The 12,065-nt window shown below is 61.4% G+C and carries 6 protein-coding genes; 5 read left to right on the top strand and 1 reads right to left on the bottom strand.

The features are described 5' to 3' along the window. Positions 1–1,217 precede the first annotated feature (1,217 nt). The 4 genes from ACFWPK_RS28470 (at position 1,218) to ACFWPK_RS28485 (ending at position 9,027) form a co-directional block, all read left to right on the top strand. Entirely contained in the window at positions 1,218–1,781 is a 564-nt protein-coding gene (locus tag ACFWPK_RS28470) for a hypothetical protein (protein WP_378920909.1), read from the top strand. A 436-nt stretch (positions 1,782–2,217) separates the two neighbouring features. Beyond that, positions 2,218–2,514 (top strand): DDE-type integrase/transposase/recombinase, encoded by a 297-nt coding sequence (locus tag ACFWPK_RS28475; RefSeq protein WP_378920911.1) that lies wholly within the window; start codon positions 2,218–2,220, stop codon positions 2,512–2,514. Positions 2,515–2,527: 13 nt separating this feature from the next. Continuing rightward, positions 2,528–3,865 carry a WD40 repeat domain-containing protein gene (locus ACFWPK_RS28480; protein WP_378920913.1) on the top strand — a complete coding sequence of 446 codons (1,338 nt, stop codon included), beginning with the start codon at positions 2,528–2,530 and terminating at the stop codon, positions 3,863–3,865. A 1,475-nt stretch (positions 3,866–5,340) separates the two neighbouring features. After that, a complete protein-coding gene (locus tag ACFWPK_RS28485; RefSeq protein ID WP_378920915.1) occupies positions 5,341–9,027 on the top strand; it encodes an AAA family ATPase in 3,687 nt (1,228 codons plus the stop codon). Between the two features lie 152 nt (positions 9,028–9,179). Here the strand turns inward: ACFWPK_RS28485 and ACFWPK_RS28490 are convergent, their stop codons facing one another. Beyond that, positions 9,180–10,136: a hypothetical protein gene (locus tag ACFWPK_RS28490; protein WP_378920917.1), complete on the bottom strand. Its 957-nt coding sequence runs from the start codon at positions 10,134–10,136 to the stop codon at positions 9,180–9,182. A gap of 966 nt (positions 10,137–11,102) precedes the next feature. On the opposite strand from ACFWPK_RS28490, the gene ACFWPK_RS28495 reads away from it, so the two are divergent. Further along, positions 11,103–11,960, top strand: a complete 858-nt coding sequence (locus ACFWPK_RS28495; protein ID WP_378920919.1) for an alpha/beta fold hydrolase — start codon at positions 11,103–11,105, stop codon at positions 11,958–11,960. Positions 11,961–12,065: the final 105 nt, after the last annotated feature.

Consider the following 12,065-nt stretch of genomic DNA (forward strand, 5'->3'; position numbering starts at 1 on the left):
CAACTCGCTATGACAAGCTGGCCTGCACTTACCGGGCCGGGTTCGTCATGGCCCTCACGGTCGAATGGCTGAAGCTATTGGGAGACATGACCTAGGTGGCATGGCTGCAATCACATACCGTGCGGTTCCATATCGCCTATCAAATTCTGGACACTACGGGTCCGCGGGCAGCGATCCTTCTCGTATTGCACGAAAACGGTTGGCCGCCACGAAAAACATGCCCGACCGGCCCTAATGCTTAGTCCCAGCTGGTTTCAAGCCAGCATGCCGCCGGAAGGCCTGCGGCCGCACGTTGAGCCGACGTGCCGACGCTCGACGGAGGGTTCCGAGAGCAGATCCAGATAGCGATCGACGACATAAACGCAGCAATGCGACCGATCCAACGGAATATGTTGGGACACACCGCAATTCGTCACACATTCGCGCCGAGCCACGGCAGTTCGCCGGCTGAAGTTGCCCCGCATCAACGCACCGAGAGGAGCGGGCAGTCGATAGCGATTGTGACGGGCACCACGCATCAGCGCACTCTCGAGCACACACGGTAACTCTGCACGTCAGCATGCAAGCCCCACGACACTGAACGCTATTGCACGTATATTGCACGGCCGAAACCAAAAAGGCTCTGACCTGCAGTTTATGGTGGTCCCAGCTGGTTTCGAACCGGCAGACGCCAGTAGACCGAAACCCGCCCCCACCTCGAATAATCGGCATCTACCAGGAACTTTGCGCGCCATCGCGATCACGCAGGTGTACGCACCGATAGGCAACATTGGGCTGCACTATTGCACGTATATTGCACGGCGAACGGCGCCAACCGGAAACACTAGAGATCCCCACATCCAAAAGCCTTCATAGCACTAGTGGATGACTTCTCCGGGAGCCCTCCTTCAAATCGCCCGCCACCACCGAGCTGCCTCTACCCCGAGCAGGGAAGAGTCGACGACCAGAGGCAACGGAGCCCCGGCGAAATTGCGCGTTACCGCACACATCCCCGCCGCGACAGCCTCGACCGACACGGCTCTTCCGAGGTCAGCCACAACCGTCGGCGATGCAAGCGGGTTGGGCCCTCGACAACAGTCGACCGTCCCACCGATGCCGGTCGAAGTGCCCACATTGCACCCGCTTACCGTGAGGGACATGGTGAGAGCCGATGACATGGGCGGACTCGTGGGCGAGTTGGTCTCTGTGACGCGTCGCTGAGCGTACTGCTCGCCGAAATGCGCGAGGCCGTCACTCGCTACGGACCCGTCATAGAGCCATCCACACGGTCGACGACCGGCCAGCTCGCCAACGACCTACTGGGCGTGGACAACCGATACCCAGCGCTGCTTCCCGCTGATATGCGAGTGTGGCTGCTGCGAGTCAAAACCATCGCGGAACAGCGCAACGCCATCGTTCACTCGATCGGACGTGACCGCTGCATCGGTTGTGGCACCAGCTCGATCTTCGAACACAACAACAAGCCCATCGACAGATCCGAGCAACGAATCCGGACCCTGATCAACGAGATCACAGCACTGATCAACGAGGGCGTGGAGCTGTCCGTGGAACTCTCCACCATCCTCAACGAACTCTCAGTCACGCAAGCCCGTCACCGTGCAGCGTCGACCCAACAAGTGCAGTGCCCCGACCAAATCCAGATTGCAGCAGAGTGGCACCGGTGCGCGCAGTGCAGCGGCGGCGGACCCGAGACTGTCGTCGATGCACCCACAGCGGTGATGGTCCTGCCACCCAACACCGATCACGATGGGTTGTTCAGGGGATCAAGGGGCACCGAGTGATGATTTGACGTCCGGCTGTGCTTTGGCGGACCAGGATCGACTGCAGCGAGAAAGCGTCGAGGTACCGAGGTCAGTTTTCACAAGTTGCCGACAGGGCTGACTGCATGAACCTGCGACCACCTGGCGAGGGTTCCAGTTGTCCAGACCCTACCCAATAGCGCCCAATAGTGCTCAGCACCACGCACTTTCGCGAAGCGACACTTCTCATCGATTCGCATGAATTCGCATTGATTCCCGGTGTGGGGTTTCTGTGGGGGCGCGCCACCTAGGGCTTCCAGAACCGGTGGCTCGCCGATCCGGTCACCAGTGCCGAACTCGCGCACGCGTATCGGGCCAACGCGTTGTTCGACGCTCACCGCGACGATTCTGAGTTCGGGTATCGATTCCTCGCTGACGAGGCCGCCGACGCGGGCCAGCCGATGGCCTCGCGGACCGCGTGGCGGATCTGCTCGACCAACAATGGTGGAGCAGTTTCGGCAAGAAATGCGCAACGAAGAACAGCCGGTCGGGTCCACCGTTCATTACGACCTCGTCAGGCGAAAGTTCACCGCCTGAGGCACCAAATGCGTTGTGGCTCACCGATATTACCGAACACCACACTGGTGAAGGGAAGCTCTATCTGTGCGCCATCAAGGACGTGCTCTCGAACCGGATCGTGGGCTACTCGATAGACTCGCGGATGAAAACACGCCTGGCCGTCCACGCTCTGAGCTGTATGAAGTGCAGTGGATGAATACGCTTGCGCCATGTACTTGTATTCGCTGGCGTGCAGTGTGCTCGACGGCAGGAGTGTCGCGTTGGTCGGCACCGTGGCCGGCGTGCGGATTTGGGACGTGGCCTCCGGCTCACCGATCGGTGAACACTTGGTTGGCCACTCTGGCGGTGTCACCGCGGTCGCGTGCACTGAGCTAGGCGGGCGGCAGATCGCGGTCACTGGCAGCAGTGACCAGACCGTGCAGGTGTGGGATCTAGCCACCGGTTCGCCGATCGGCGAACCCTTGCGCGGGCACACTTATGCCGTGTACTCGGTGGCGTGCATCGATGTGCACGGCCGACCGGTTGCAGTCACAGTCGGCAGCTGCACGGAGCTGCGCGTGTGGGATATAGAGACCGGGACCGTGATCGGCGAAGCCCCTGAAGCCAAGAGCGAGTTAGTTTTTTCGGTGGCGTGTGGTGCGCTGGATGGGCGCCCGGTTGCGATCACGGGCGGGTTTGACAAGGTCTGCGTGTGGGACCTTGCCACCTGCAACGCGATCGATGAAGTCCCGAGTGGGCGTGCTGCTGGTCTCGAGGTCTCGGAGATTGTTTGTCGGCCGACGGGCTTGCATGCGATCGGTCGGCGACTGCGGCTGAACGGTCTCCTCCGCGTGAACGTGGTGGCATGCACCGAGATCGATGGGCGACCGGTCGCGGTCACCGGATCTAACGACAAGACCGTCCGGCTCTGGGATCTGGACGCGGGCACCGCGATCGGCACACCCCTGCACGGCCACACCGAAGAGGTGACCGCGGTGGCATGCACCGAGATCGACGGGCGACCGGTCGCGGTCACCGGATCTAACGACAAGACCGTCCGGCTCTGGGATCTAGACGCGGGCACCGCGATCGGCAAACCCCTGCGCGGCCACACCGAAGAGGTGACCGCGGTGGCATGCACCGAGATCGACGGGCGACCGGTCGCAATCACCGGCAGCGGCTTAGTAGGCGATGAGATACGAGTGTGGGATCTCGCTGACGGCACGCTAATCCACCGAATCGGAGATCACGTCATCGAGCAACGTGTCGGCCGCACAATTGTTATCCCGTACCACGACGGCACCACACATGAAGCGGTGCTCGAGGCCGCTGCTGGCTTGATCGACAGCGCCGTCGTGCAGGAACTGGTCACGATCGGCACTACGCGGAGCTTTCTCAGAGACGATCGCGCTCGCGCCGTGGAGATCGGCCAACAGTTGAACGAGGAGGGCGGCATCAACCTGATGCGAGCCGTTCATGCCGCCGTCGCAAGCCGAATACGCCTTATACCCGGTAGGGCGCGAGAGCTGGAAATGGCCTGGTCAGGCATCGGCGACTGGCTGGCCTAGGTGCCTTTGAAGCAAGCCATGATCGGTCATACCGTGTCATGTGCTGGCGTGGCGGCACCAATCACATTGCCTCGCACCACGAACCGTACGGCCGGCAACTATACAAATTTCGTTGTTTCTGCGCCGTTACTACCGGAACCCTAGTTACCGAGGTCGAGAAGCGATCCTTCCTCGACCTCCGGTAAGCGGGCATCTCGACCTCAAGGTCAGCCGTTGAACAGGTCCGAGAGATGCGACCCAGACCAATCGTCGTAAGTGCGTAATACGTCGGTCAGCAGGTGCAGCGCTTCGACGGCTACCCAACAGGCATTGCGCTCGCTCGCGGTCAGCGAGAGACGCACGATTCTAAGGGATGTCCCGTAAGTCGTTGAGCAGCAGCAGGTATCGTCTCACCGGTGGTGCTCTCGGCAGCTGACCCGGTGATGGTGGAGTTGTTCTCCGGGCTGCGGCCAGCCACGTTCGCTCGCCTGATCACACAACTGTCGATACGCGGGGCTACCGATCCTCTGGCCGCGGAGCGATTCGACTCGCCTCGACCGGTCTCCGGTCGAGGCGAGTCCTTCCCCGGTGCACCCACGCGCCGCCGCCACGTCGCGGGGCGGTATCCACCCTAGGCGCTTCAGATCTCGTCCCATGGAGCCACGCCCAGACAGCAAGCAGATAGACGAAGGCACTCCTGACCGCATTAGCAAGTGGCACAAGCAGCCTCGCGCCGGCGACAGGAACAGTGCGTGCCGCCCGCTTGCGCTAATCCACATCTCGCAAGGAAGGAAGGTGCGGCCGTGCCTGCACAACTGACCACCGAAGAAGGCCCAGCATCGACGTGACAGACATTCGGGAGGGGGCTCCGTCGCCCAACGTGTCACACTCTCCCGCGTGCACGGTGCGGACAGGCCCACGTTGTCACCTCCGGGCGACCTCATCGCCCTTCGAAGTGGGCCGTCGCCAGGCATCGCTCGGCATCTGCGCGAAGCTGCCGACAGAGCGCCCCAGCGCCGCGTCACCGTCGGATGATTCCCAGAAATTCGTATTGATTCCGGTCAAAAGTGTGGGGTTTCTGTGGGGCGCTGCCCACAGCTTTCAGCTTCCAGTATCCGGCCGACAGACGCTGTCCGGGCACCGTCGGCGATCGGCTTCTTGTCCTTGGCCACACGAGCGCGACGGACCCGGTTGCCGAGGACACCGAACACGGATCAGCGCGGTGCGCCTTCCGACGCCCATGCTCGTCAGCTAAGGAGCCTCCAAGATATCGCGGTTGGCGCGCCATGGCGCGTACCCGCCGGACCGGGCTTCGAATAGCAGCCATTGGTACGGATCGTGCAGCAGCCCCTTCCACGTGCTGCGGCGTTCTCGCTGTCGGACTTTCGTGACACTATTGCCGGGTGACTCCGCAGACTCACCGCAGTGTCCGGCATCTCTCGATGCGTGTGCCGTGGCGAGATCAGCCCTGGAACGATCAGGTGTGCTCAAGTCCGATGGACAACGGTTCATGCCTACTCCTGACGAATATTGGTGACAAGCGCGACGACGAGTACGAACGCGACGTCGCTGGTCTACCGCTCGCCGAGGTCGACCAGAACCGGCTGCCATGCCTGAGTGAGCGGTCGACGTTCATGTCGCCACACGGCTACCGGGTGGTCAAGCAGCATCCGTATGCGGCTAACAAGATGATGAAGAAGCATCTGCGACCGACGCCACTGGCGGTGCCCGGCTATGCCTTCGAGGCGGTCCCGTTCCGGTGGCTGAGCCGGGTCACCTTCGAGGAGCAACTGTGGGAGCGGTGCCCGGAGTACGATCCGGCTCTGGAGGATCGGGTCGAGAAGCTGTTGAGCTACCCCAGCGGATGGATGATGGATAGCCGCAACCAGCGCTCGGTGATGAACCAGTTCTTCGAGGATGTGGTAGCCGAGCAAAGCTTGGTCTTCATCTATCTGAAGCACTCACCACTCCAGGACGCGAGCACCCAGCGTCTCCTCGTGGGAGCGGCCGTGATCACCGACGTGCAGGCGCCGTCGATGTGGAACCAGTCTGGCGAGCAGCCGTTTGATTCCTCGATGTGGGAAACGATCGTTCGGCACAGCCTGCGACCTGCTCAGGACAACGGCATTCTGATGCCGTATCAAGAACTGGTGGGGCTGCTCGATGCTGGGGCAGACGTCTCGGCGGCACTGGCGTGGGCCCCTGCGGATGTCGATGTCCAGTTCTCGTATGTCACTGAGCATGTTTCCGACGACACGGCCATCGCAGCCCTGGCCAACTTGCGCTCCGCCGCCGACGGCGCACGTCAACTCGGGCTGACGATCAAGGAGTCCAGCCTGAACTGGCTGGACGGACAGATCGAACGGTTGTGGCGATTGCGCGGGCCCGCACCTGGTCTCGCCTCGGTTCTTGGCTACCTGGGTGTCGAGCATGCCCACCGCGTCGCGCGGACAATACTGGCCGAGACATCGGAGACCGACGACCCGTGGAAGACCCTAGTGGTGGCCTTCGACGCGACAACGACGCTCGGCCGATCCTTGTCTGAGGATATGCCCCCTTCGGTCGGGCGCACATGGCGCGGGTTGGATGAAACGACGCGCGACGCGCTGGTGATCCTGTCCGCCATGGAGGTCACGCGGATACAGGTCGAGAATGTGATGGAGGGCTACAGCCCGGTCCCCGTCACCCCGGAGGAACTGCTCGAAAACCCGTACTTCGCGGCCACCTGCACCTACCGCAGCCCGGAGCACATCACCTTCGCAACCGTCGATCGCGCCTGTTTTCCGTCGCCACACGTGCTGTGGCCCAATCTGATCGCCGCGCGCACCGCACTCGCCGATCCTGGCGACCGTCGGCGCGTCGAGGCGCTGATGGTCGATGTCCTTGAGAGCCTCGCCAAAGACGGCGACACCATAGCCGGGCAAGACCAGGTCATCGCTCTCGCCGCCGAGATCCCGGTGACGCGTTCCTGCGCGGTGTCGATGCCACTCGTGAACTCGTACGGACTCGACGCGCGATCGCTAGAGGATTCCGACGAATGGAGCGCCCTAGCGCCCGCCGAGCTCGGGGACGGCAGTCCCGCCTACAAGCTGATCCATCTTGCCGACACCCGGGACCAGCTGCGCCATCACTTCGAAATACGGCGCAAGGCAACCCGATTCAGCGTTTCATTCGACCCACGGGCAGCCATCGACGCCGTGCTCGACAACGCGGATCGATCGGTAGTGGTCGATGGCGAGGAGGAGTTGGCCCGCAGCGAGAAGGCTGCTGGGTTGGCCGAATTGTTCAGCGCTCGGCTCAGCGTGTTGGTGGGTTCGGCGGGCACCGGCAAGACCACCCTGTTGCGCGCACTAGCCGACATCCCAGAGGTGCACAATGACGGCGTGCTGCTGCTGGCTCCGACCGGCAAGGCCCGGGTGCAGCTGCAGACCAAGGTGAAACGGCCAGCCAAGACGCTCGCAAGTTTCCTGGTGCCGAAGAAGGGGTTCGATCCGAGTTCACATCGGTACGTCGAGGTCGACCAGAAGCACCGCGTCGATGCCGGCCTGGTCGTTATCGACGAGGCTTCCATGCTGACCGAGGAGATGCTGTGGGCGACCCTGAGCGCGTTTCGCAGCATCAAACGCCTCGTCCTGGTGGGCGATCCACGGCAGCTGCCTCCTCTAGGACCGGGCCGCCCCTTCGTCGACCTCATCGAATGGCTGCGTCCTCCGTCGTTCGACAACGGCCTGCGTGTGAAACCGGGGTACGTCGAACTTACCGTGACCCGCCGCCAGCGACAGTCGGGCGAGGGGGAACGTGACGACCTGGCGCTGGCACGATGGTTCGGTGGCGACGATCTTCCCGGTGCAGCCGAGGCTGTCTGGCAGAAGCTGCGAGCCGGCACCGCCGACGCGACGCTCTCGTACCGGTCCTGGCGCGAGGGACAGATCGCCACAACGCTGATGGAGGTGCTCGAGCAGGAGTTGCACCTCACCGATAAGACCAACAAGGAACGCGCCTTCAAACTCACCTACGGCGCCAAACCATCCGCGAACGGCGAGTACATCGACTGGCCCACCGGCGATGATGGAGCAGGAGTCCATTGCGAGGATTGGCAGATCCTGTCGCCCACCAGGTCTCGCGAGTTCGGCACTGTGGAGCTGAACCGCCTGATCAAGCGGACATACCGTCGAGGCGACCTGCAATGGGCGTCGAACCGGTGGGGAAACCGGCCACCGAAACCGATCGGGCCCGAGCAAATCGTCTACGGCGACAAGGTGATGCAGACCCGTAACCGCAACAAGATACAGGCGTACCCGCGGGAAGGTGATCCGTTGAACTATGTGGCGAACGGTGAGATCGGGGTCGTCGTGAGCCGGGTCGGACCGTCCCCGAAGTACGCCAACGTGGAGTTCTCCTCGCAACCGGGGTTCACCTACGGCTACCGGCCAACCGATGCCGAGGACCCATGGCTCGAGCTGGCCTGGGCCGTCACCGTCCACAAGTCCCAGGGCTCGGAGTTCGGCACCACGCTCCTCGTGCTGCCTGCCAGGGCGAGGGTCAGTCGTGAACTGCTGTACACCGCCCTGACCCGACAGACCAAGCGAATGGTCATCATGCACGAGGGGGATGTCGACGATCTCATGGCGCTGACATCACCCGCCGAGTCCGAGACCGCCCGGCGCCTCACCGATCTCTTTGTTCCGCCTATGCCGCGCGACGTGGCTGTTCGTGACGGCTTTCGCCGCTACGACGCCAACCTGATCCATGTGGCTCCTGGCGATGTACTCGTCCGCAGCAAGAACGAAGTCATCGTCGCGAGCATCCTGGAGCAACTGGCGCCGGGCCGCTGGCAGTACGAGCGGGCGCTCCGCGACAGTTCGGGAACCACAAAATACCCCGACTTCACCATCGACACCCTGACAGGTGAACAGGTGATCTGGGAACATCTCGGTCTGATGCACAACCCGCGCTACGAGCGCGAATGGGAGCAGAAAAAGCGGTGGTACATCGATCAGGGATTCCGGCCCTACGATGAGGACAACGTGGCGGGTCCGCGTGGCCTGCTGATGTGGACCGACGACCGGCACGGCGTCAACGAACCGGCTTGGCGCGACCTCGCCGAACGCGTTCTCGGAGCCGATACCTCGCCCCCGAAACGGAGGACTGCGAAAAAGGCGGCACCGAGAAAGCAGAAATAGCCACTGCTGCAACTCCGTGCTCTGCACGGTCCGATCGTGCTCGACCAACGGCAGTGCGATCGTGACACTTTGCGGATGCCCTCGCCGCTGGAGCCAGAGGATTCGGCTCCAGCGGTGGGAATGCCAGGACGTCCCTTACTGTCACGTGCCAATCAGACGAGCGAACAGGCCGAGGGCATGAACTGTTGAAGGGGCAGCCCGCCCAACAGTGGGAATCTGTTCCCGACAACGCTTTCGACGACCGCGTAAGCGAAGTCTTCGAGGTTGCGACACCCTTGGTCGGTAGCAGTGCTCTGGTCACCGAGCGCCGCCGCCTGCGCCTGGCATTCCAGGCGCACCGCAGCCGAGGCGCCCAACGCCGCGAGCGAGGTAGCCGCACCGACCGCCGGGGTGAAAAGGAAGCCGGCCATCCCGATCGCGTTGATCGCGTCGGCGGTCGAATCGCAGTAGCTGCTCAGCGATTGAGCCAGCGGCGACCGTTGTGCGGGAATGGGTGTCGATCCGCCTGATCCGGCACCGGTCGGCTGGCCATCGAGCACGATGTCGATGTTGCGGTTCAACAGGTTCGAACCGGTCATGTGTTCCTGGTCAACGCAACGCCCCGAAACCGAGTACGTTCCGTTCTTCAGCGGACCGAGACGAGCTGACCCGTTGCCGGCGGAATCGATCGGGATCATCCGACCTTCTTCCCCGACCGACACCTGACAATACTGGGGCCGATGCTGATCGTAGGCCCAGCCACGACCGCGCCCGGTGATCTGAACATCGACGAAACCGCCGGCGACGGTCGATATCCGAACCGACCCCTCATAGGGCGGCGCCGCGTGCTGCGGCACCACGTCAGCGTTGGCTGCAGGCACCTGCCACAACATCGCCATTGCCACCGCCGAAGTCGAAACAGCTACTGCGCGAAACATACTCCTCGTTATCACGCCTCGATAGTTGCATCTACGCAGTGGTCGCGAAATCAGTCGTTCGACCGACAGCGCCGCCGAGCCCGACACCGAAAACTGTTCCTGTCGAACGACATTCACGGCGCTTGGGGCCGCTGCAGGTGTAGGTGACACAGTCACCTGACCTTGCAGCAGCCCCACGGCCTCGATATGCACCACACGCAGCGACTCAGGCTGGCCCACTACCTGGAGGAGCAAAGCGCGCCGTATCTCGGCTGACGATTCGGCAACAACCGCGTGTCACTGCGCCAGGTGGCCGACCGCATTGCGCGCGACAGTAGAGGCCTACCGCGCCAGAACGATGCTCGATGTTCTAGCGCAGGCCACCTCGGTTCGGCTACGCCACAACGGCTTTGGACTCGCAATGGGTGTCTCCGGCGACCGATGTGTCGATGGAGGTCGGGGATCTGGGATGTCAGAGAAACTGTGTGGGCGGCACGGGCGCTCCGGGAGCGATTCTGGGTGTAGGAACCTTCATCGAGATCTGAAGGTGCCTGTGCCCGCCCGCATTCGGATCGGCTTGTCGCTCGTGCTGTAACCGCAGGGTCAGCTGATGTCAGACAAGAACGCCGTGACCCTGGTCACCGTTTACATCACCCGGTGCGCTTCGGGAACAACTGAATCTGACTGCGCATGTACACCATTCGAATGACATGCTCCGATTCCGGCTGCGCTCACGCGATCTGATGGTTAGCATGGGTCGTCAATCTGAGCTGGAACCCGGACCAGGTCAGAAGCGGATTCGAGTAGTGGGGAAAGGAATTTCGGATAAGTCGACTAACAAACTGCCGCTGCAAGGTTCCAATGGCGGGGCAAGCTGTTCGCTTTGGAAAGTAGCGGTAACAATGGAACGGTTGGACATGGCACTAGCAGCGAGTTTTCACGGCAGTCAGTCGCAATACAGGCGGACGAAGCCAGTTAGGCTGCGGGCTTCGATCCTCCGAAAGGCCAGCCGATAGAGTTTTCATCGACCGCAACATAAACTCTTCGCAGTTCTTGACCATCAAAGACTTACCCGAATCTGAGACGGCGTGACTATTGACGGGCCTGCCCCTTTAAGTCGCATACGCAAAACGATTACCGACTGATGATGCACCTTTACGACCGCAAGAAGGAACAAGCGTGCGACTTCCAACCAAAGTCATGTACGGAATACGCTATTACGATAACCTACCGGACGGCCCAAGTGATACTTCGGAGATAGTCCTTATTCACGGTGTCGGAACATCGTTAGACTTTTGGAATTCTGTTGCGCCGATACTCGCGGAAAATCGGAGGACCATAGCGTTGGATCTACCGGGTTCCGGAGAAAGCTTATTGCCGCGCGGATCGTACGACCTCGAGTCTGTCACGGACGCGACTATCGACTTTCTCGATCGAATTCGGGTTAGTGGAACAGTGCTGATTGGTCATTCATTGGGCGCGCTCGTCACTTTGCAAATGGCAGCGAAGCGTCCAGACCTTGTTCAAACTCTGATATTGATTGATCCGGTATTGTTTGACGTCGAGGCAGTACTAACAAGCCCGCAAGCTGGCCTTCGGAATCCCGCCCTGCTAGGAACAACACTGGCACTGTTCGCGGGGGCGATGATCCCGAGTTCCATTTCTCGGCGACTTTTGCGATCACCACGAATTCGAAAGCAAGCGATGGGCATGTACGCCACCGATCCAGTCGCCCTCGACGTAATAGCGCTGCAAGACGCCATTTCCTATGTGGGCGGATTCAGGAATACCTTGCGTCTGCTGAGGGTTCTTCTTGCAGCACATTCGGTCGATCTCGAAAATCTGGCCAAACAGGTCGGTACTCCGACGGTAATTATTCGTGGTGAGGCCGATCGGATGTCAACCGACGCGGACTATGTCAGACTGCGTAAAACTATGAACATAAAAAACGAGATCGTGCTCGAACGGTGTTCGCACATGCCAATGCTTGAGCGACCGAGTGACCTCGCTAGCTCGATCCTCTCTATCGCTGAATAGTTGAGAAAGTTTATCGATGACGCCACCCGGAACTCCCCCAGCTATTTTTGATCCGTTTTTGACAGTACCGCCCTTAAAGAAAACGTCAACTTGGCCATCGTGGCC

Source organism: Nocardia sp. NPDC058519, from assembly GCF_042719755.1.
In the GTDB taxonomy this organism is placed as follows: Bacteria; Actinomycetota; Actinomycetes; order Mycobacteriales; family Mycobacteriaceae; genus Nocardia.